The organism is Pseudomonas sp. D1-36, assembly GCF_051132205.1.
Lineage (GTDB): Bacteria > Pseudomonadota > Gammaproteobacteria > Pseudomonadales > Pseudomonadaceae > Aquipseudomonas.
Genome location: NZ_CP071674.1, coordinates 5,600,670 through 5,622,770 on the forward strand (window position 1 = coordinate 5,600,670; position 22,101 = coordinate 5,622,770).

A 22,101-nucleotide genomic window follows, 5' to 3' on the forward strand; every position below is an offset into this window, starting at 1 on the left:
AGCACTGCATGTCGACCCCGCTTACCGATTGGAAAGGTGTCTCGGCGCCATCTACGCGCTTGCTCGAAGGGCGATTCATCCGCCTGGAAAAACTCGACCCGGCGCGTCATGCCGAGGGTCTTTGGCAAGCCCTCGAAGGCCCCGGGGCCGATCCGAAACTCTGGGACTACTTGCCCTACGGTCCCTTCAAGGTTCGTGGCGACTTCGACGCCTGGCTGGACAACCATGCAGCCAACACCGACCCGTATTTTTTCAGCGTGATCGACCGTGCCAGCGGCGAGGTGCAAGGGATCCTCAGCCTGATGTCCATCGTGCCGGCCCACGGCCGCATCGAGATCGGCCACGTCACTTTTGGCGCGCCGATGCAGCGATCGCCGAAAAGCACCGAGGCGGTTTATCTGCTGGCCAAGGAGTCGTTCGCCCTCGGCTACCGTCGCCTCGAATGGAAGTGCAACAACGGCAACGCCCGCTCCAAATATGCCGCCGAGCGGCTGGGCTTCACATTTGAGGGGGTGTTCCGCCAGCACATGGTCGTCAAGGGCCAGAACCGCGACACGGCGTGGTATTCGATGCTCGACTCGGAGTGGCCGGCGATCGGAGCGGCATTTGAACGATGGCTTAGCGAAGAAAATCAACGCGAAGGCGGGCAGGTCCGAAGCTTGGCTGCTTGCCGTTGAGCAAGAGCAGACGGCTATCGCGAGTGGCCTTGCGATAGCCATTGCTCTGTCATTATTTATATTTTTTGTATTGCCATGCCCAGTCCGGTATTCGGTTAAAACAACTCACGTATTCTGCGAACATCAGAAGGCTGTGTTCCGCTCGATTCGCCGTAAAGTCAAAGCGATACAGGTGATTCAGTACCTGCGCCGAGGTCGTGGGATCGGCAAAGACACGGTCAATCAGCTGGTGCGCGCGTGCCACATCCTGCTGGAGAGCGTTGATCAACGCCGAGGTGAAATTCGCTTCGGAGTTCAACGGGCGGACCTGCCCAAGCGCGTCGTAGATATTCAGGTCACTGTAGTAAGGGCTGATCAACTCTGTCCAAATACTCCTGGCTTCCTCGCGGGTAAAATTGTGGGTCAGATTAGCCAACAAGTTAGGGACGTCGAGCAAAATAATAGTTCTGGAGTTCGACGGAACGCCATCGGGGCCGGTTAGCAATCTGGCGATACCCGCCATACCGATATCTGTAGCACTTCCCGATTGTGGCTCCAGGAAACGAACAAAAGCTGCTAGCGGTGCTGAATGTATTTCGATGGTTCTCAGCGTCTTGTCGGTGAACCCGTGGATCCATCGGATATCGATATCGCCGGTATTCAATAGCTCCTGCACACGGGTTTCGGCATATCTGGCAATAAACTCAAGCTTCGCCGAGCTGAGCGCCGGATGACTTATCCACCTTGAAAATACAGAGACGGGCAACGCACCGCCAAGATTGGTTTCGATCACACGAGAGGCTAGAACCCGCTCAGCCCGGGCCAACAACCTACCTTTATTGCGCAGGGCACCTCGAAGTAACCCAACGGTGCGTCCAGTCATTTTTCTATAGCGGAATAACTCGATCATTCCGCTGGTCGGCCTTCCCTTGCCGGGATTCAGGTTAAGTGTATTGGCAAGCTCGGCCAACTGATGTGGATGCACCAACTCCCTGCCGTTAAGGAGCCCCCGCACATCCCCAGCACCCGCCTCGCTGCTCGGAATATAGGCTGTCGGGCTCTTGGGATAAAATTTGTACCACTCATCGATACCTACGCCGTACTCAAGCAAGATATGAATCGAATCCCGGTTCAACTGAAAATAGCCATCCCTGGCCAGAAGATCGATCGTTCTCCCACCTTCGTTGCCGACCAGCGTCATATCCAGGAGCTCTTCGACAACGCTTCTCTGGGCGGGTGTGTAGGGCGTGAATGAGGTTGCCAATCCATACAAAGGCCGGACCGGCGCCAACTGCTCGATTTGCCTCCAGAGTTCCGACGAGGAACCGACCGCAGCCAAACCTGCACGCAGCGACAGGCGTACCCGCGGCGATCTAAACAACCTATAAGGGTTAGGCGCGCCAGCGAGCAGCCTCGTTACAACATCCAGGGTCTCCCTGCCCAGAAGATTTTCAAGCGTGGTCTCCGTTTTCACAAACACCTGCCCCGCCTCCGCGACCGCCTCCTCCCCCTGGCTACCCGACGGCTGCATTCGGCGGGGGGCGTCCTGAACTTCCAGATGGCGAAACGATTCAAGGTTTTCGCGAATGTATCTTGCCGACGCCAGGCGCAACTCTGTCGGGGAGAAAACAACCCTTCCCTCAAGTTCGTCCAAGCCCTGGGTAACCGCCGAGAAGAAACAGTCACCGAGGCTTCGGATTGGAATGACACGACCTGCCTGGATCAAGTCATAGTGGCTGTCGCTCGACCGTCTCACCACCACATCCGTGGCGTAATCCGGACGGCTCGACAAACGTTCCGGGCCTGCCTGGTGCGAGAACCGCAGGGTGGAAGGGAGCCTCCCGGGCCTGACATCCATGATGACCAGGCCCCGGTTTTGCGGCCAGTTCGGAATACGGGGCACGAGTTCGGGAACGATATCCATCAGCAGAAAATCCCATTGGCCGGGCTGTTCCAGCACAGCGATCATGTCCTCGAGCGTCTGGCCAGCAGTGCCCGAGCTTGACGGGCCCGGCCGCGAGGACTGCCGCGTTGGACGGTCCCCGCCACCTCCCCGGCCGAACCCGACCGCACGCCATTCCCCATCCGGCATGCGTGCCACGGTGCTTCTCATCACGCCACTGGAGCGGATGCTCGACCCTGAAACGGGATCGACCAAGGTCGCCTCGGTTGCGTTCAGCTTGGTATTGTCGTGCACCCGGAGCACCATTCCCTCCGGTTGTCGCACATACACCGGGCGAGCGGAGACAGCGCCTGTCGCTGCATCCCGAACGGTAACGCGGTAAAACCCACCAGCGTCCGGGGTCAGCCCTCGTATAACCGTTGCATCCTTCACCGCGTAGGGGCCGTAGATTGCTTGTTCCAATGGCAACCCAATCGGTTTTTCCTGTTGGCTTAGACGAGCCAATACCTCTCGGGAGAACGATGTCTTTCGTGAGGTGCCCATCGCACCACCGACAGGTCGCGGCGCGATGCCGGCGCGGATCAAGTATTTGACGATGTTCAGGTGAAGCGGGATTTGGCCGGTCTTGGCCACCGTCAAGTACATCTGCAATGCGGCGTAACCGGGTGCCAGAAACGAAACCACGTCCAGGACCGTTTCGAACGCCATCACGGTAAGGTTGAAAATGGTTTGGTGCAGGATGTTGCGGTTGCTGTTGGAACGATGATCGGCATGGGCAATTCGAAATCTCACATGCGCCTGATGCAGCGCTTCAGACAAATCACCGCTGATCAACGCGCCCCGAACCAAGGGGCGACCGCTTCGCGTTCCGAATATTTGTTTCAGTTCTTCAGGATTGTTAGTGGCGATGCGGGAGGAGAAATAGACCTGCCATTCTTCCCGCTGAAGAAGCTGCGCAACACCATCATTGAGATTGGCAAACTCATGGAGATCATCGCCACCGGGACTGTCCGGAAAATAGACGCCAACGGTTCCCTGTATTGTCGGCCCGTCCTGATCTGAAAAAATCAACACACCGTCGACACTGGTTGCGTTGCCCAAGTTGCCATGCTGGCCTCCAACGCCTACGGTCCCGCACAACAGCAGACCGTAAACATGCACCTCCCTTCCCTGTACTCTTGCGCGATCCTTTGCCCTCGTTGATTTGATAACCGCATCCTGCCAGAGCACGACCCGTTTTTCGGTGCGTGCTGGATGGACGCTGACATCCGTCACGGTCTCTTTGAGTACATCATCATCTTTGAGGACGGCTTCGTAGCCCTTGAGGGACATATTGGCCAGGTAAGCGTCCCACCAGGCCTCCTTGTAGTCGGGCGCATTCATTTTTTCCTTGAGGTACGTCTCGTAGCAGCCGCCGATATCAAGGCTTGTCGCCATCTCGGCAAGCTCAGGCCCCTTTAAAAGAATGAAACGACGGGTCAGTGGATGGCTGATGGGTTGGCCGTCCTGATCGACCAGATAGACAGGCCGGATTTCCTTCATGGCATTGGGGTACTGCGAAGGGCGCGTATTCTCGATCATCAGTTGGGTCAGGCTGGTGGCCCGCGAGTCCTTCGAGGTACACGCGCGCCCTTGAAACAGGGTAATCAACGTCCGGTCTGGATCGGGATCAATGTCCTTGTGCAGATGCTCCTGGAGATAAGCGACGATTTTTTCGCGAGAGAACTCCGACAGTGTCTTAACGCGTCTTTTGGCAATTTCGCCTTCCGCTGTCAGCGCCTCATCTTCGAGGAAGCGATAAATGCGCTTCTGCGCAACCGTCGCGATTTTGTAGGCGCTCGGACGACTGTTCTTGAACAAGGTTTCGCTTCGGGCGATCAGCACACCGTCGAGCGCCAGCATCGGCAGTTCCAGCGATTTCTCAGCATCCAGGGCAAAGCGGGCCAAATCGAACTGCACCCGTTCCGGTGCTTTTAGAACGGCTTGTAACGCCGCGTACTGAAGATCAAGCAGGTCGTTTGCTGCCTGCTCGAATACATGCTCAGGAAGCGCCTGGTCAATACTTTGGATTTTGCGCTGCTGTCCTTGATAGACCGGGCTTACCGAATTCACCAACTCGTGGAACTCATCGAACCGCTGTATGCCTCCTTCCATGGAGTACAGAAATAAAGCCGGCTGATCACTTTGTTTGATCACCATCGCGGCCGGCCACTTCTGCGACAAGTCGCCCTCCATTTCAAGCATGACCTTATATACATGGGGAAGATGCTCTTTCCTCATCAAACTTCCCCTGGCCGACTCTGAAGGGTGAGTCGTGATGATGCTCAGCAGGCGATCCTCGTCATTGCGCAGGATCTGCTCCGCATGGGTTAACCGTGCAGAGGGATCTCGATCGGCTTTGTATAAATCGAATAAATACAGGAATCGTTGGGAAAGCCTGAGCACCAGCTCATCTTGCGCGGTAGAGGGGATAACCGGGTCGAGGGCATCTCTCACGGTCTCCTTCATGCGAAATGCGGCCAGATCATCAAGGAACTGACGTCTCAGGTGAATATTGGTGGTCGGGTTCTCGATATGGAACGCCGACGTCATGGCCGCCAGGATATGCGCATCCACCGGGTCGACGAATAGGCTTTCGGTCTCTTGCACGGTGTCCGAGCGAGTGAAAAAACCTACGCTTCCCTGGGCGTATACAGGAGGCTCGTCAGTAGACAAACAGTCCATCATGACTTCGCTGAAACTCATTGAAGAAACCCATGAGCGCGCCCCGAGGGAATCTGTCGTGAAGTGATTCACATAACAATTGTCCGGGTCGATCGCCAATAGCGCTGCGCCACGGAATTTGTTCGGCTCGATCTTTTCCCTGATCGAATTGACCAGCAAATTCTTCAGCGCCGTGTCGAACGTGGGCAAGCCTGCGAACAAACGATCCAGATCGGCCTTATGGGGGGCCAGATGTTTCAGCTGTTTAGGGCGAGCCTCTTCTTGAGGGGCAAGCGGGTTAACTTGATTGACGGAATCGGTCTCGAAAGCGAGCCCAGGCCCCCTGTAGCCCGGCGGCACGCCTGCTTGCAACTTCTGCAACAGGTTTCTTGGAAGCACAAAGCCGTCGATACGAAGTGCCGAAAAATCCCGCTTCATATGGCTTCTGTGGGGATACTCGATCCAATCCTCGCATCGGTTGAAAGCCGCGAGGGAAGCAATAAGCTTGCTTTGATAGGCCTTGAGAAAACCCTGCGTGACAGCGGCACGCAAGGGAACCGATGCGATTCTATCTTCAGCAGCCAAACCAGCGGCTCCAACTTCCCGGTAAGTCACACGAAGCGGTGTATCACCCAGCAGTCCCAACTCCAGCAACCACTGATCGGCGAACGTGTGCGGCTCGAATGCATGGCCGTCGGGTAGTGAATGAATAGGCGTTAGCGTGATGCCAGGCGCCTGGAGCGGCACGCCTGGTTCGTCGTTAAGAAATAAGGTCATGGGAGGTCCCTTTGTTTATTGAAGAACCCGACCCTATCCTTCCGTCGCCGCCATGAAGCCATACATATATATAGGCAACCTTGGACAGCCACGTGCATATGTGAATACGTGTTTCCGCAGGGTTGCCATCGCGAGCCAGCCACGCGACGGCGATTGGATCACTCCGCTTTTGGTGGTCGTCTCGTGGTTAGAAATCGACTGAGGGATTCGGGTGTCACGCCCTCGTTGGCATACTGCCAGGCCCATTCGGGTATTCCCCCGTGATGACTCAGGTAGCGTGCGAAGCTCAGACGACTGTGCTCCGCCCGGTTGCCTGAAAACCTGAAGCGCCGCAGCAATTGCTGGGCCTCTCCTTGGCTCACTGCGTAAGTCCCCAGAAGCAGTTGGTGCGCACGAGCTTCCTCGTTTAGCAGGCTGTCCACCAACGCGCCCGCGAAAGCCGATTCGGACGCCAGCGAACCAGGCCGCTGGAGCGTTTCGCGAATCAGGTCGTCGCTGTATTGCACGCTGACCAGATCGTCCCAGAGGCTTCTGGCCCCCTCGGCTGTGATTGCGGCCATATTGTGAATCGAGCTCCAGACGGCAGGGGTTTGCAACAACAAAGAGACCCGGCTATTAGAAGGAGGATTTCCTGGCGTGCTGAACAGTCTGGCGACGGCGGGTAGATCGTTGTCCATCAGGTTCCCGCGCACGCCGCCAATGAATCGCATGAAGTTCACCAACGGCCGCTGATGGAAAATAATGTCCCGGACGTTATCGTCGTCAAACGCCCGCATCCAACCGATATCGATATCGCCGGTAATCACGACTTCCGTATAACGAGTAGTGGTATAGGCGGCAATGAGCCGAAGCCGCCCATCGGTAAGGCTCGGATCGCGTATCCACTGCGACACCACGCTCAATGGCAGCATGCCGCCCAGGTTGGAAGTGATAACTGGGGACTGCAAAGCGATTTCGGCGCGCCTGAGCAAATCGGGAAACCGGCCAAGGGCTACCCTGAGCAAGTCGACAAGGTCTTCGGCGCGGTCATAGTAAATGTACTGATCCATCAACCGCGCATCGTCACTAACAAGCTTGCCTGTTTCGCGCTCAAGTCTGCGCTGGACATCCTTGAGGTCACCCCGATCTATCAGATAAGCATCCCCCACCAGCTCATCCAACTGTTCATGGCTCATTTCGCCGTGCAAGGCCTGGTCAAACTTGACGTAGGCCATGAGATTCCGGGGATGGTGATCGGTCAGCTCCCGGGCCCTCAGGCCGTATTCAAGCATGATGTGCAAGACGTCCTGGGAGAGCATGAGGTATTCGTTGTTCATCAGTTCGAGAATTTCTCGATCAACAATTGGACCCAATAATATGTCCTCGAAAAACTTGATCAGGTCGTCTTCGTTGGCCTGGTAAAAAGGAAAATCGCTCTGTATCAATTGGCCAGGCGTTCGTGGCGAGAAATGTCTGGCGATGCTATGCAGCATTTCCGGAGGCAAGCTCAAGGATTGTACATTTCGCAAATAGTCACGCAGCGAAGCTTCGGCGTATGAACGCAAATAGTTCATGATCGGTTGGAACAAGCGATGCGGATTGGGGGCCCCATGAATAATTTGCGTCAGGTCAAGCACCGCCGCCTTTCCCAGAAGTTGCTCCAACGTTGGCGCATTATCGACAAGCGCCTGCCGTATCCCGGAGACTTGCGGCGTTAGAAAACTACGGATATTGGGGTGCTGATCGATGTAATCGGCGGCGGCATTACGCAGCCCTCTTATCGAGAAGTCCCCCTGTAGCCTCCCATCATTCAGGCCGCGAGCAACGGCGTTAAAAAAGCAGTCACCGTCGGCGGTGATCTCCATGACGCGATTGCCCAAGACCAGGCTGTAATGATTTTGGCCCGTGCGCCGCAGGACAACATCCGTGTTCGCTCTGTCGGGATGAACACTGCTTGGATATACACGTTCGTCCCGCCCTGGGGTGTAGCGCACTGACCATGCGCGGCTGGCGGATACTTCATCAATGATCAACAAGCTGCGACTCTGTGGCCAACTCGGTACCTGCGTGATGATGGAGGGGACCAGGTCCATGATCTCGTTGTCCCAGTTGCCCAAGGTACGAACGGCGTCGGCGATACCCGGGTCAGTCAGGGCAGGGACCTTGGGCTTGGAAGGGCCCGACGGAGGCGGCGTTTGGGAAGGCCGTTTACCCCCGCCCTGGCCGAATCCCACGGCGCGCCATTCGCCATTGGGCATGCGTGCCACGGTACTTCTCATCACACCACTGGAACGGATACTCAGACCCGTCAATGGATCGACGATCGTGGCCTCGGTGGCGGTCATCTTCGTGTGATCGTGTACGCGAAAAACCGTCCCGTCGGGTTGCCGCACATAGACCTGTGCCGTGCCGTCATTGTTGAGCCTGGGACGATAGAAGCCTTGGGCATCAGGGGTCAGCCCTCGGATCGGAGCCGTGTCCTTAACGGCGTAACGATGATAGATCGCGTCCTCCAGGGGCAATCCGGCCAACGCTTCGTCTGCCTGTTGACGAGCTTTCACCGCCAAAAACGAGGCTTGGCCTCGTGATGGGATCATCCATCCGTGGGCACCGCCCTGCCCAAGACGGTTAGCCACTTTGTCGATGAAGACCAAGGTATCGAGATCCCGAGGAACCACACCGCTCCTGAGCATGAACGAGCCGGTTCTCACGGCTCGCTTGAATAGCTGGACACCCGGCACCGCCAGCACACCTGCTACTTCCAACAGAATACCGACCGTCATCAAGAACACCCGGACAGCGTAGTGACGCTGGACGTCCAGGTTGCTGTTGGACAAGTGATCGGCATGGGCGCTATGAAAATCTACATAAGCTCGATGAAGCGCCTCCAACAAGTCACCCGTAATCAAGCAGCCCCGAATCAACGGCCGACCGCGCCGCTGCGCTGATGAACCCTTCAATTCGTCAGCATCGGGCGCGGAAATCCGCGAGCGGAAATACGCCTGCCATTTTTCTTGCGGCAGAAGCTTCCCGACGCCCTCACCCAGATCGGAAAATTCCTGGAAGTCGTCGCCATCAGGGCTGTCTGGAAAGTACACCCCGACGGGGCCCTTGATTTCTGGTCCGAGCTGATCGGTAAAAATCAGCGCGCCATCCACGCTGAAGGCGTTGCCCATCGTTCCATGCTGCCCTCCCGCCCCCACGCTTCCTCCGAGCAGCAGGCCATGGACATGCACCCTTCGTCCGAAGACTTGGGCACGAGCCTCCGCCATCGGAGACTTCAACACGGCGGCCAACCAGAGAGGCACCAGCTTTTGCAGCTTCGGTGGGTTGCCGGTCTTGTCCAGGCCAGTAGCCTTGAACACGCTGTCGCCCCTCAGCCCGGCCTCGTAGCCCTTGAACTTCAAGTTCGCCAGATACGCCGCTTGCCATGCCGCCTTGTATTGCGGTTTGTTCATCTCCTCTCGCAGCAGGATTTCATAGTTGCCGCCGGCATCCAGGCTCTTGGCCATGCGGGCGAGTTCGCTCCCGGTCAGGGTGAGCGGAACGTCATTATCCGGGTGTCGAATGCGCTGGCAGTGCTGATCGACAAGATAGACCGTCGACACTTCGCTCATTGCCTCCGGATAATCTGGCGGGCGGAGATTATCTAGCATCAGCTGGGTCAGGCTGACGGTGCGCGACTGTCTTGGGTTGGCTTTGTTGCCAAAAGACAGCGTCACCTGGGTCCGATCCGGATCGGGCTTAATGGCCGGGTGCAACGTTTGCTTAAGGTATTGCTTGATCTTCTCCTGAGTGAATTGCACGAGCGACTGGACGCGACCACTCAGTTCATAAACCCCCTGGTACACCTGCGCTTCCAGACGACGATAGGTCGCTTGCTCAGACAGTGTCGCGGATGCGTAGAAGACCGGACGGTTGTTTTCGACTCGGGTCAACCGACGCACCGCCAATGGCCCGGAGAGCGATAGCACAGGCAGACTCAGGGCTTCTTCTGCCTGTTGGGCAAAAGCTTCCAAGGTCATCGTCCCGTCGATGGGTGTGCTCAGGAATTTCTCGAGCGCTGCGCTTTGCCGCTGGAAAAGAGCCGAGGCCGCCACTTCAAACACATGTTCGGACAGCTCGGAGGAAATATTCAGGATCGTGCGTTCCTGCCCGTCATAGAGCGGCTTCACCGCAGCGGTCATTGCCTCGAAGGACGGGAAGCCCTGCAAGCCGCCTTCCAGGGAATATAAAAACAACCGTTGTCGTTCAGTTTGTTTGATCACCATTGCGGCGGCCCACTGCTGCGGCGTTGCGCGCCCCATATCGAGCATGACCGCATAGACATGCGGGATGGGCGCTCGCTGCAAGCGCCCCCTGTCGAGCATGGAGGGGTGAGTGCTGATGATGTTCAACAGGCGGTCATCCTCGGCCTGCTGCGTTCGCTCATTCGGTGAGGCAGCCGGCTTGCGGTCGGCTTTGTACAGGCTGCAAAGGTGCAGGAAGCGCCTTGAAAGCAGATGAGCGAAAACCGCTTGCGCCGTCGATGAGCCTGCCCTGTCGAGGATGCCCGCCCAGCGCTCGCTGTTGCGAAAGAGACTGAGGTCGTCACGCAATTGCTGCCTCACCGTCTCGTTGGTGGTCGGGCCAGCTATGTAAAACGCCGACTCCATCGCTTGTAGGATTTTGCTATCCGCAGGGGAGGAAAAAATGCTGTCAGCTTCGTCCACGGTATCCGGGCGAATGTAGAAACCCACGGCACCGGCCGTATAGGTGGGCGGCGTATCGGTTTTCAAACTGCTACGCATCACGTCGGTAAAACTCTGCGAGTGCGTCAACGCGCGCCCGCCATTCGGATCGATGGCGAAGTGATTCACGTAGCAATGATCAGGGTCGATGTGTTCAAGCAGCGATGGACGGAGCTTACGCTCGGGTATTTTTTTCTTGATCGAGCTGACCAACAGATTATTGATCACCGAATCGAAATTCGGCAGGCCGGCGAATAGAAGCGCCAGGCTCTTCTGGTTGGCGTCCAGCAGCTTTGATTGCCGCAGCTGCTCTTTGCCGGCGGCGCTCAGGTCGCCGTCTGGCATGAGCGTTTCTGTTGGTACAGGCTCGCAGGACGGCTGGCGGTCACCACTCAATGGCGCCGCGTTGGGTATCGGGAGGGGGCTGGGTTGATTTGTCGAATCAGAGGGCATTGGACTGTCCAAGGGTTGATTGGAAAGTCCGGAAACCTAACGCGTCAGTCGCGCAGCACGGCCATACATATGTATGGCGTCGCTGTCGTTTTGGGTAAAAATCGTAAGCGGGGATGAACGAGCGGTCGGCCAATTCCTCGGCCAACCGCCACGCCTCTCAACCCAATCGTCGCGCCAGGACGGCGATATGCTCCGGCCCGATTCCGCAGCAGCCCCCCAGGTGACTGGCCCCGCGCTTTTGCCAGTCCGTTGCCCACTGAAGATACCCCGGTGGATCAAGGTCGTCGCGCAATGGGTCCAACCCGTCGTTGGCGGTCGCCTCCTTGGGCTGCGGCGGAAACGCGTTGGCGTAGGCACCGATGTGGATTTTCACGCCCAGGCGCTCGAACGTCTGCCGCGCGGCATCGATGGCGCCACCGATCACCTCCGGCTGACTGCAGTTGAACAGGAGCGTCTCGACGCCCAGCTGCGCTGCGACGGCCGCGGCATCCGCCACGGGTTCACCGGAACGCAGGCGCGGCACTTCATCCGTGTCCTCGTCTTTCAAGGTGAACGAGAGCCAGAACGGCTTGCCATCCCGTGGGATCCCGGCACGGATGGCTCGTGCCTCGACCGTTGAGCTTTGGGTTTCTGCCAGCCACAGGTCGACGTGGGGCGCCAGTCCCGCCACCAAAGGCGCCAGCAGCTCACTTGCACGGGACGCATCGAACAGATCGGGACGGTAGGAACCGAACAGCGGCGGCAGCGACCCGGCCACTCGTACGGTTTTGCCTGAAGCCTGCACCGCCCGCCGCGCCAGTTCACCGGCCAAAGCCGCCAGTGCCTGACCTTCGGCGGCAAAACGCGCCTCGCCAATATGGAACGGCACCACGGCGTAACTGTTGCTGGTGATCACGTTGGCGCCGCTGGCGATATAAGCGGCATGGACATCTTCCACTGCCTGGGGCGCTTCGCTCAATGCCAGCGCCGACCACTCGGGCTGTCGAAACGGCGCGCCACGGCGTTGCAATTCACGGCCCATGCCACCATCGAGAATGACTGTTGCTACGCCCATATGCGATTCACTCATAAGCTTATGAAAAATACTCACTACCGGAGTAGTTCTTATAACTATTTAATGCGCACTCTTTCGCCAATCACAACCTCTTTTTCAACCAGGGATCGCCCATGAAATTTCAACCGTTGCTGGCCCTGGGCCTGGGTCTGCTGGCTGCGTCTTCCCAAGCGCTCGCAGGTATCACCCTGGATCGTATCGAACAGAAAAAAGAGCTCGTCGGCGTGTTGATGGAAAGCTATCCCCCTTTCTCGTTCCTCAATGACCAGAACCAGCTTGACGGTTTCGACGTGGACGTCGCCAAGGCCGTCGCGCAGAAACTGGGTGTGAAGCTGCGCCTGGAAACGCCGTCCTGGGACGTGATTGCGACCGGTCGCTGGAGCGGGCGCTACGATATCTGCATCTGCTCCATGACACCGAGCAAGGCCCGCGCCGAGGTGTTCGATTTCCCGGTGCAGTACTACGCCTCGCCAGCGGTCATCGTGGTCAATGCCAAGGACGACAGCATCCATGGCGCCAAGGATCTGAGCGGCAAGAAGGTCGGCCTGACCAGCGCGTCCAGCTATGAGAGCTACTTGAACAAGAACCTGGTCATTGAAGGCGCGGAAGATACCCGGTTGAGCTATCCGTTCGAGAACGTACAGATCGCCCCGTATGACACCGATAACGTGGCGTTCCAAGACCTCGGCCTGGGCGCCGGAGTGCGCCTGGACGCGGTGCTGACCAACCTGGTGACCGCTCAGCCACGCCTGACCGAAGACAAGCGCTTCAAACTCGCTGGCGAAGCGCTGTATGCCGAGCCGAACTCGGTCGCCATCGAAAAGGGTGACGCCGAGTGGAACAGCAAAGTGCAAGAAGTCTTCGCCCAACTGAAACAGGACGGCACCCTGAGCAAGCTCTCGCAAAAATGGATCGGCGCCGACATCAGCCAATGACTTCCATTCCGCCTCCTGTCCAGCTACCGCCACCGGTGACTGAGTCGCGCCTGCATAAAATCTTCGGCTTTCGCACACGCTTGTACGTGACGTGGGCGGTCATGCTGGTGCTGTTCGCCAGTTTTTTCCTGAGTTTCGACCTGAAGTTCTCGATCATCCTCGACAAACTGCCGAACCTGCTCGGTTTGCATCTGGCCCCCAACGGCTTCCTGCAGGGCGCGGTGCTGACGTTGTTCCTGTGCCTGTGCTCGATCGTCGCGTCGTCACTCCTGGGCTTCATCACCGCGCTGGCGCGGCTGTCCAGCAGTGCGGTGGCGTTCGGCATCGCCAGCTTCTATGCGTCGTTCTTTCGCGGCACCCCGCTGTTGATCCAGATTTTGCTGATCTACCTGGGCCTGCCCCAGCTGGGCATCGTTCCTGGCGCCATTGCCGCCGGCATCATCGCGTTGTCACTGAACTACGGCGCCTACCTGAGCGAAATCTTCCGCGCCGGCATCCTCGGCGTTCCCCACGGCCAACGCGAAGCCTCCCTCGCCCTGGGCATGGGCGAAACCGTGATCTTCTGGCGCGTCACCCTGCCCCAGGCCATGCGCACCATCATCCCGCCGACCACCAACCAATTCATCTCCATGCTCAAGGACTCCTCCCTGATCTCGGTGATGGGCGTCTGGGAAGTGATGTTCCTGGCGCAATCTTATGGTCGCTCCAGCTATCGCTATATCGAAATGCTGACCACGGCGGCGATTATCTACTGGCTGATGTCCATTGCGCTGGAGCTGATTCAAGCGCGGATGGAGCGGCATTATGGAAAGGCTTATCTAAAGCGCAGCTGATCGATCGTGTATGAACCTGCTGTAGGGTAAAGCTACAGGCTCCGCCAGCCATCGCGACGATGGAGGGAACCGAGCACGACCGGCCTACGCTCTTCATCCGCCAATTCGCCTCTGCGGCGAGAAGATGGCTGGCATCGCCGCTTTCGGTGAATTTTTAAAGTGCGACCTTCTCCACTACAGGTCGCATTCAATGCCTACCCAACACCTATTCCTGCCCCACCATCTTGCCTTGGCAATAACCTTGACCCTCGGCTGTGCCGAGGTTTCGATGGCCCAGTCAGTTACCGAGGACGCCCGCCCCGTTGAAACAACCGCGAAGATGCAGGCGAGGCTCAAGGCGTTCGCGGCGGCGCCGGATACAAACATCGAACCGGTCATCAAGGCGCAGGAAGCGCCCCTATCGATGAGCGACGGCAATGACCTGGTGATTGTCAGTAAGCAAGGCGAACTTTTCGGGCCCACTGACGGCGGCGGCGGTACCAATGTTCTGCAGTTGGATATCAGCAAGGGAGGCGTAATCGGCCCAACCGGCAACTTCAACGATCTATACCTCAAGCAAGGCGAATGGTCGAACGGTGGCGCGCTCACCGGTGCAAGCCTGGTTGACTCAAAGGCAAAGCTGGCCAACACCGGTCAGATAACGGGCGCGGTGCATGTGCTTGGCGTATTCCATAACCCAGGTACCGTGACCGGGCCTGTGTTCGTTGGAAAAAACGGCACGTTCAGCGGCAACGGGACGGTCGACGCGCTGGATGTGGCGGGTTTGATTGAAGTCGGTCCAATCATGGGTGCCCCCTCGGTTACCCATGACCTCAAGCTGTCCAAAAGCGCGACGCTGGCTTATGGAGTCGACGCGGAGAAAGGCGGCGCCACGATCAAGGTTGGCGGTACCGCGACGTTAGGCAATGCAACGTTGAAGATCACGTCTCTGTCGGGCGAGTCCATCGCTGAGAACAAACACATCGTGATAAAAGCGCAAAAAGTCGAAGGGAAGTTCGGGAACGTCATCAACGAACTGGCCTTGATGACGGCAACACCTGAGTACGCCACGGGAGAGGTAGGATTGACCCTTGCGCTTAAGGACAAGGTGCCCAACGAGATCGCGCCCACGGTTAATAGCCAAGCGGTTATAGGCAGTATCGTGGAACACCATGCCGAAGCAACGGAGGCTGGCCCCGTCGTCGCTTTACCCGCTGAACAAATATCCGCCACAGAATCGCAAACCCGTCATCCCGAGTCATATCCCAACGAACCCGCGAAAGTGGCAGCCAACCCCAAACCCAACGCCGCCATCAACGCCCTGCTCGGTACCAACATGGCCACCGCCGCCGATGCCATCGACCAACTGGGCGGTTACGACACGGCAGACCTGGGCAGTGCGACTTTAAGCAGCGTCGCACCGATCAGCTCGGGAATGCTCTCCGCCATGGGCCGGAACAACCCGACGGGTGAGCATGGCAATGGCCAGGTCTGGGTCCAGGCCATCGGCAACAACGGCAGCCTCGCCAAGCAATTGGGCAGCTTTGCCCTGAAGCATTCGACCAAAGGTTTGATGCTGGGAACCGACTGGGCCGTCAGCCCCGATTGGCGCCTGGGCGTCATCGGCAGCAAAACCCAGACACGGCTGGACAGCTATCAATTCGACGGCGCGCTCGACAGTTGGCTGGTGGGTGCCTATGCCTTGCGCCAGGACGGGCCAGTGGCCCTGCGCCTGGGTGCCGTTTATGGCAGCCATGACGGAAGCACCAAACGCCATGTTGCGTTCAATGGTTTCAGGGATCACCTCAAGGGTCGCTACGACGCCACGACACAACAGGTCTTTGGACAGGTCGGCTACAACCTGGACGTCGGACACTTCGATATGGAGCCCTACATCCAGGTGGGTTACCAACGCTACCAACGCGACGCCTATGCAGAAAAAGGTGGCGATGCTGCATTGCAATACCACGACCAGAGCCAGGAACACTTCAGCAGCGATCTCGGCCTGCGTATCGCCCACCCTTTTGCGTTCGACCAAGGCATGCGGTTGACGCCACGCGTGGATGTCGGCTGGAAACACCTATACGGCGACATCAGGGGCAGCTCCCATCAACGCCTGGCTAACGGTGGCAGCACCTACATCATCCAAGGGGTGGAACTGGACCGGGACAGCCTGCTCTTGCAAGCGGGGTTGGACCTGGCCATGTCGCCACGTCACACCCTGGGGTTGAGCTACAGCGCAGAAACGGGCCAGGACAACCGTAACGGCGCGTTGACCGGGCAATGGCGGATGGCGTTCTAACGGGCAAAAAAAAGGGGAGCACCTGCTCCCCCGAGGTAAAACGTTTTATCGCGGCTGTTCGGATCAGCCTTCGATTTCCACCAGGATTTCGCCCGGATTGACCCGGTCGCCCTTGGCTACATGAATCGCCGTGACCTTGCCTGGGATGGCGGCCTGGACTTCGGTCTCCATTTTCATGGCTTCGGTAATCAGCACTGCTTGGCCGGCCTTCACCACGTCGCCCTCCTTGACCAGCACATCAACGATGTTGCCTGGCATGGTGGTGCTGACGTGGCCCGGCGCGGTGGCTTGCTTGCGCTTGCTGCTGCCGCCGCTGACGAACTCATTGAGCGGTTCGAACACGACCTCTTCCGGCATACCATCGATGGAGAGATAAAAATGCCGCTTGCCCTCGGCCTTGACGCCTACGCCGGTGATGTCGACGCGATAGGTTTCGCCGTGGACATCGATGACGAATTCGGTCGGTACACCTTCGCCGCCAGCGGAGCTCACGCTGCCCGCCTCTGGGATAGGCAGCAGTACTTCGGGGGTCAAGGTGCCGGCTTCACGCTCCTCGAGGAACTTGCGCCCGATGTCCGGGAACATCGCGTAGGTCAGCACGTCTTCCTCGGATTTGGCCAAGGCACCGATTTCACCACGCAACCGGGTCATTTCCGGCTTGAGCAAATCGGCCGGACGCACGTCGATTACTTCTTCGCTGCCGATGGCCTGGCGACGCAGCTTCTCGTTCACCGCGCCAGGTGCCTTGCCGTATCCGCCTTGCAGGTAGAGCTTCACTTCGTTGGTGATGGTCTTGTAGCGCTCACCGGCCAATACGTTGAAGAACGCCTGGGTGCCGACGATCTGCGAGGTCGGGGTCACCAGCGGCGGGAAGCCGAGGTCTTCGCGTACTCGTGGGATTTCCGCCAGCACTTCGTTCATGCGGTTCAGTGCGCCCTGCTCTTTCAACTGGTTGGCCAGGTTGGAAATCATTCCACCCGGAACCTGGTTGACTTGGACGCGGGTGTCCACCGCGGTGAATTCACTCTCGAACTGATGATATTTTTTGCGAACGGCGTAGAAGTACAGGCCGATTTCCTGCAGCAGTTCCAGGTCCAGGCCGGTGTCGAATTCGCTGCCCTTGAGAGCGGCGACCATCGACTCGGTGCCTGGATGGCTGGTGCCCCAGGCGAAGCTGGAGATCGCGGTATCGATGTGATCGGCGCCGTTTTCGACAGCCTTGAGCTGGCACATCGCGGCGAGGCCGGCGGTGTCGTGGGAATGGATGAAGACCGGCAGCGATTGCTCGGCTTTCAGGGCTTTGACCAATTCGCCAGTGGCGTAGGGGGTCAGCAGCCCGGCCATGTCCTTGATCGCCACCGAGTCGCAACCCATGGCTTCCATCTGCTTGGCCTGGGCCACGAATGCTTCGATGGTGTGCACCGGACTGGTGGTATAGGCGATGGTGCCCTGGGCATGCTTGCCGGCAGCCTTCACCGCTTCGATGGCGACCCGCAGGTTACGCACGTCGTTCATCGCATCGAAGATACGGAACACATCGATGCCGTTGACCGCAGCCTTGGCCACGAACGCCTTGACCACGTCGTCGCTGTAATGGCGGTAGCCCAGCAGGTTCTGGCCGCGCAGGAGCATTTGCAGGCGGGTGTTGGGCAGCGCCGCACGCAGTTGGCGCAGGCGCTCCCACGGGTCTTCCTTCAGAAAGCGCACGCAGGCGTCGAAGGTTGCGCCGCCCCAGACTTCCAGGGACCAATAGCCGACTTTGTCGAGCTTGTCGCAGATCGGCAGCATGTCTTCGGTGCGCATGCGAGTGGCGAGCAGCGATTGGTGGGCGTCGCGCAGGATTGTGTCGGTTACGTGGATCTTCTTGGACATTGTCATGATTCCTTACAGGCCTGCGTGGGCGGCAATGGCGGCGGCGATGGCCAGGGCCAGCTCTTCGGGTTTGCGCTTGATCGAGTAGTTGGTCAGTTCCGGATGGCTTTCAACGAAGCTGGTATTGAACTGGCCGCTGCGGAACTCCGGATTGCGCAGGATTTCCTGGTAATACGCGGCGGTGGTCTTGACCCCTTGCAGGCGCATGTCATCCAGGGCCCGCAAGCCGCGGTCCATCGCTTCTTCCCAGGTCAGCGCCCAGACCACCAGCTTCAGGCACATCGAATCGTAGAACGGCGGAATGGTGTAACCGGTGTAGATCGCCGTGTCGGTGCGCACGCCCGGGCCACCCGGGGCGTAGTAGCGGGTGATCTTGCCGAAGCTGGGCAGGAAGTTGTTTTTCGGGTCCTCGGCGTTGATGCGGAACTGCAACGCAAAGCCGCGGTGCTGGATGTCTTCCTGCTTGACCGACAGCGGCAGCCCGGAGGCGATGCGAATCTGCTCGCGCACCACATCGATACCGGTGATTTCTTCGGTAATGGTGTGCTCTACCTGGACCCGGGTGTTCATCTCCATGAAGTACACCTCGCCTTCGGCGAGCAGGAACTCAACGGTACCGGCATTCTCGTAACCGACAGCCTTGGCGGCGCGCACAGACAGGTCGCCGATATAGGCACGCTGTTCGGGGGTCAGTTGCGGGCTGGGGGCGATTTCGATCAGCTTCTGGTTGCGGCGCTGGATCGAGCAGTCCCGTTCGAACAGGTGCACCACATTGCCGAAACTGTCGCCCAGGATCTGCGCTTCGATGTGCTTGGGATTGACGATGCATTTTTCGAGGAACACTTCCGCCGATCCAAACGCCTTCGTGGCTTCGGAGATGACACGCGGGAAGGCCTGTTCGAGTTCTTCGCGGCTGTTGCAGCGACGGATACCCCGACCGCCGCCACCGGACGTAGCCTTAAGCATTACCGGGTAACCGATTCGGTCGCCTTCGGCCAGGGCTTCTTCGATGCCCGCGACGTTGCCTTCGGTGCCTGGCGTCACCGGTACGCCCGCCTTGATCATGCTGCGGCGCGCTTCGGTCTTGTCGCCCATCCGCCGAATGACTTCCGCCGACGGACCGATGAATTTTATTCCGCGTTCAGCGCAGATATCTGCCAGCTCGGCGTTTTCCGACAGAAAGCCATAGCCGGGGTGCAAGGCATCGCAGCCTGTTTCCACGGCGAGGTTGACCAATTTGCGCGGGTTGAGGTAACCGGCCAGCGGATCGGCGCCAATGCTGTGGGCCTCGTCCGCACGCTTGACATGCAGCGCATGGCGGTCCGCGTCGGAGTAGACCGCGACCGAGCGAATGCCCATCTCGGCGCAGGCGCGCACGATGCGGACGGCAATCTCACCACGGTTGGCGATCAGGATCTTTGTTATCAATTGGAGGTTCCCTTGAGCCGGTGATACCACGGCCTGGGATCCAGGCCGACGCGTGACCAGATGTAACAATTGGTCGCAGCCCCACACTAGTCCTGGCTGGGGATTAACAAAAATGAATAATTATTGGGTCACGCATAAGCAAACACTTATAGTTGGGTGATCAGTCTCGGACCAGAGTGCTTGAAAAATGCGTAAGTCATTGATGCGTATGACGTTGCGTCAGCTGCAAATCTTCAATGAGGTGTGCGATCTGAGGTCCTACAGCCGTGCGGCGGATGAAATGTCTCTCACGCAACCGGCCGTTAGCCTACAGATTCGATCCCTGGAAGAGCTGATCGGCCAGCCGTTGTTTGAGTATGTCGGCAAAAAACTCTACATGACCGAAGCCGCCGAAGCGCTGCAACGCGCCAGCCGGGATATCTTCGGGCGTTTGGAAAACCTCGATATGCAGCTTTCCGACATGCAGGGCTCGCTGCAAGGCCAGCTGAAGCTTGCGGTGGAGTCCAGCGCCAAGTACTTCGTCCCGCATCTGTTCGCCGCGTTCAAGCGCCAGCATCCGGAGGTCAACCTGAACCTTACGGTGGTCAATCGCGGCCAAGTCATCCGCAGGCTTTCGGATAACCGGGATGACCTGGTGATCATGTCCATGGTGCCCCAGGACATGGGCCTGGAGTTTCTGCCGTTTCTCAATAATCCCATCGTTGCGGTGGCGCCGCCCGATCATCCGCTGTGCCACATGGGCTCATTGCGCTTGCAAGACCTGGAACCCTATACGCAGCTGTTGCGCGAGCCGGGTTCAGGCACGCGGCTGGCCTGTGAGGAATATTTCAAGGAGAAACGGGTGCATTTCACCCAGACGCTGGAGGTGGCGTCTGCGGAAGCCCAGCGTGAATGCGTGGTGGCCGGGCTGGGCGTGGCGCTCTTGACGCGCCACGCCGTGAGCCGGGAATTGTCGTCGGGCGCGCTCATCGAGTTGCCGGTGGAGGAGCTTCCGCTGTATCGCAGCTGGTGCCTTGTACAGGCCCGGGCCAAGCGCCTATCACCGGTGGCTCATGCGTTTCTGGCATTCGTTCGCGGCGAACGTGCGCAGATCATCGGCTTGGTTGAGCGTTTCGACGGGAAACCGCCGGCGTTGCCTGCCAGTAATTGATTTCCATCAGGTCAGGATATTCGCTTATTTGCGCCAGGAGCTGACGCTGCTCATAGCGGTCTTCGATGGCACGACGGAACGCCATGCGGCGCTGGTCTTCCTGCTGGCGACGGGTTTTGGCGGCGCTGCGTTCTTCGTAGGACTGGGTCATGTCGAGACTCCCAAGACGTATACGGGAGCTTCACGATGACGGTGAGGGATGACGGTTTGGCGGCGCGAGCGTTACAGAACGATGAATTCGGCCAAATGCCCCGTGGTGAGGGAGCTCGCTCCCTCGCCCAAAAGCCCTGACTTCCAAGGCCGCGTTCAGTCGTCCAGCGCTTTCACCGACTTGGGTGACAACCGCAAGCTGCGAAGGCTGCGCTTCACGCTCTTGAGGTGGTTGACCAGGCTTGGGCCACGCGCCATGGCGACGCCCATCGCCAGCACATCGATAACCACCAGGTGGGCAATGCGCGACGTCAATGGCGTATAGATTTCCGTGTCTTCATGCACGTCGATCGCCAGGTTCACGGTGGAGAGCTCAGCCAGCGGTGTCTGGCTCGGACACAAGGTGATCAGCGAGGCGCCGCTTTCACGCACCAGATTGGCAGTGATCAACAGATCCTTGGAGCGCCCCGACTGGGAAATACAGATCGCCACGTCGGTCGGCTTCAACGTGACGGCCGACATGGCTTGCATGTGCGGGTCGGAATAAGCCGCCGCCGTCAGCAGCAACCGGAAAAACTTGTGCTGGGCGTCGGCCGCCACCGCACCCGAGGCGCCGAACCCGTAGAACTCGACACGTTGGGCCTGGGACATTGCCGTCACGGCTTTCTGCAGCGCGACCGGGTCAAGTTTCTCGCGGACCTCCATCAGGGTGTGCAGCGTCGTGTCGAAAATTTTCAGGCTATAGTCGGCGACCGAATCGTCTTCATGAATAGCGAACTGCCCGAAACTGGCACCGGCCGCCAGGCTTTGCGCCAATTTGAGCTTTAAGTCCTGGAAACCCGAGCAACCGATAGCCCGGCAAAAACGCACGATGGTTGGTTCGCTGATGCCAACGCTGTGGGCCAGATCGGCCATGGAACTGTGCATCACGGCCGCGGGATCAAGCAGTACATGATCGGCGACTTTCAGCTCCGATTTGCGCAGCAAGTGGCGTGACTGGGCAATGTGTTGCAACAGGTTCAAGGGGCTGGACTCTTGTTATGGGCAGGTGCCGGGATGTAGCAGGCTTGTAGTTATACTACAAGAATCGGCTCTTCGCCTGTCCAATACGTAACTGAATTGACCTTGTTGTCCCTTGTTTTGGCGGGCGACGCTCCTTGTAGCCGTCTCGCAGGCTCGGCGCACGCCAAGTCCAAT

At 58.5% G+C, this 22,101-nt stretch carries 12 protein-coding genes; 5 read left to right on the forward strand and 7 right to left on the reverse strand.

Annotated elements, in window-relative coordinates; all coding sequences use genetic code 11:
* The first annotated feature begins 8 nt into the window (after nt 1–8).
* Complete coding sequence (locus J3P76_RS25265) at nt 9–677, forward strand: GNAT family N-acetyltransferase (protein ID WP_420766112.1); 669 nt, start codon at nt 9–11, stop codon at nt 675–677.
* Between the two features lie 52 nt (nt 678–729).
* Here J3P76_RS25265 and J3P76_RS25270 read toward each other — a convergent pair whose 3' ends face one another.
* From J3P76_RS25270 to J3P76_RS25280, 3 genes are all read right to left on the reverse strand, one after another.
* Entirely contained in the window at nt 730–6,039 is a 5,310-nt protein-coding gene (locus tag J3P76_RS25270; RefSeq protein WP_434701359.1) for a dermonecrotic toxin domain-containing protein, read from the reverse strand.
* A 158-nt stretch (nt 6,040–6,197) separates the two neighbouring features.
* Nucleotides 6,198–11,093, reverse strand: coding sequence for a dermonecrotic toxin domain-containing protein (locus tag J3P76_RS25275; protein WP_434608775.1), 4,896 nt, complete (start codon nt 11,091–11,093; stop codon nt 6,198–6,200).
* A gap of 265 nt (nt 11,094–11,358) precedes the next feature.
* The gene (locus tag J3P76_RS25280) at nt 11,359–12,255 is read right to left on the reverse strand and encodes a homocysteine S-methyltransferase family protein (RefSeq protein ID WP_434701360.1); all 897 of its coding nucleotides are present in this window, start codon (nt 12,253–12,255) and stop codon (nt 11,359–11,361) included.
* A gap of 113 nt (nt 12,256–12,368) precedes the next feature.
* On the opposite strand from J3P76_RS25280, the gene J3P76_RS25285 reads away from it, so the two are divergent.
* The 3 genes from J3P76_RS25285 to J3P76_RS25295 all read left to right on the forward strand — a co-directional run bounded on the left by J3P76_RS25285 (nt 12,369) and on the right by J3P76_RS25295 (nt 16,304).
* Nucleotides 12,369–13,190 carry an ABC transporter substrate-binding protein gene (locus J3P76_RS25285; RefSeq protein ID WP_434608771.1) on the forward strand — a complete coding sequence of 274 codons (822 nt, stop codon included), beginning with the start codon at nt 12,369–12,371 and terminating at the stop codon, nt 13,188–13,190.
* Nucleotides 13,187–14,023, forward strand: a complete 837-nt coding sequence (locus J3P76_RS25290; protein WP_434608769.1) for an amino acid ABC transporter permease — start codon at nt 13,187–13,189, stop codon at nt 14,021–14,023. The genes J3P76_RS25285 and J3P76_RS25290 overlap by 4 nt, the downstream gene beginning before the upstream one ends.
* A 190-nt stretch (nt 14,024–14,213) precedes the next feature.
* The gene (locus tag J3P76_RS25295) at nt 14,214–16,304 is read left to right on the forward strand and encodes an autotransporter outer membrane beta-barrel domain-containing protein (RefSeq protein WP_434701361.1); all 2,091 of its coding nucleotides are present in this window, start codon (nt 14,214–14,216) and stop codon (nt 16,302–16,304) included.
* A 63-nt stretch (nt 16,305–16,367) separates the two neighbouring features.
* On the opposite strand, the gene oadA is transcribed toward J3P76_RS25295, so the two are convergent.
* A complete protein-coding gene (oadA, locus tag J3P76_RS25300; protein ID WP_305497698.1) occupies nt 16,368–18,176 on the reverse strand; it encodes a sodium-extruding oxaloacetate decarboxylase subunit alpha in 1,809 nt (602 codons plus the stop codon).
* 12 nt (nt 18,177–18,188) lie between these two features.
* A complete protein-coding gene (locus J3P76_RS25305; RefSeq protein ID WP_420766105.1) occupies nt 18,189–19,604 on the reverse strand; it encodes an acetyl-CoA carboxylase biotin carboxylase subunit in 1,416 nt (471 codons plus the stop codon).
* A gap of 187 nt (nt 19,605–19,791) precedes the next feature.
* Between J3P76_RS25305 and J3P76_RS25310 the strand changes: the two genes are divergently transcribed.
* Nucleotides 19,792–20,754: a LysR family transcriptional regulator gene (locus J3P76_RS25310; RefSeq protein WP_420766104.1), complete on the forward strand. Its 963-nt coding sequence runs from the start codon at nt 19,792–19,794 to the stop codon at nt 20,752–20,754.
* On the opposite strand, the gene J3P76_RS25315 is transcribed toward J3P76_RS25310, so the two are convergent.
* Nucleotides 20,696–20,905, reverse strand: coding sequence for a PA3496 family putative envelope integrity protein (locus tag J3P76_RS25315; protein WP_434561552.1), 210 nt, complete (start codon nt 20,903–20,905; stop codon nt 20,696–20,698). The two genes, J3P76_RS25310 and J3P76_RS25315, sit on opposite strands and share 59 nt — an antisense overlap.
* Nucleotides 20,906–21,060: 155 nt before the next feature.
* The gene (hexR, locus tag J3P76_RS25320; RefSeq protein WP_003187110.1) at nt 21,061–21,927 is read right to left on the reverse strand and encodes a transcriptional regulator HexR; all 867 of its coding nucleotides are present in this window, start codon (nt 21,925–21,927) and stop codon (nt 21,061–21,063) included.
* Nucleotides 21,928–22,101: the final 174 nt, after the last annotated feature.

Bases quoted from the DNA above. Each gene is read 5' to 3' on its own strand.
- J3P76_RS25265 (WP_420766112.1), top strand. From the start codon at position 9: ATGTCGACCCCGCTTACCGATTGGAAAGGTGTCTCGGCGCCATCTACG.
- J3P76_RS25270 (WP_434701359.1), bottom strand. From the start codon at position 6,039: ATGACCTTATTTCTTAACGACGAACCAGGCGTGCCGCTCCAGGCGCCT.
- J3P76_RS25275 (WP_434608775.1), bottom strand. From the start codon at position 11,093: ATGCCAGACGGCGACCTGAGCGCCGCCGGCAAAGAGCAGCTGCGGCAA.
- J3P76_RS25280 (WP_434701360.1), bottom strand. From the start codon at position 12,255: ATGGGCGTAGCAACAGTCATTCTCGATGGTGGCATGGGCCGTGAATTG.
- J3P76_RS25285 (WP_434608771.1), top strand. From the start codon at position 12,369: ATGAAATTTCAACCGTTGCTGGCCCTGGGCCTGGGTCTGCTGGCTGCG.
- J3P76_RS25290 (WP_434608769.1), top strand. From the start codon at position 13,187: ATGACTTCCATTCCGCCTCCTGTCCAGCTACCGCCACCGGTGACTGAG.
- J3P76_RS25295 (WP_434701361.1), top strand. From the start codon at position 14,214: ATGCCTACCCAACACCTATTCCTGCCCCACCATCTTGCCTTGGCAATA.
- oadA (WP_305497698.1), bottom strand. From the start codon at position 18,176: ATGTCCAAGAAGATCCACGTAACCGACACAATCCTGCGCGACGCCCAC.
- J3P76_RS25310 (WP_420766104.1), top strand. From the start codon at position 19,792: ATGCGTAAGTCATTGATGCGTATGACGTTGCGTCAGCTGCAAATCTTC.
- J3P76_RS25315 (WP_434561552.1), bottom strand. From the start codon at position 20,905: ATGACCCAGTCCTACGAAGAACGCAGCGCCGCCAAAACCCGTCGCCAG.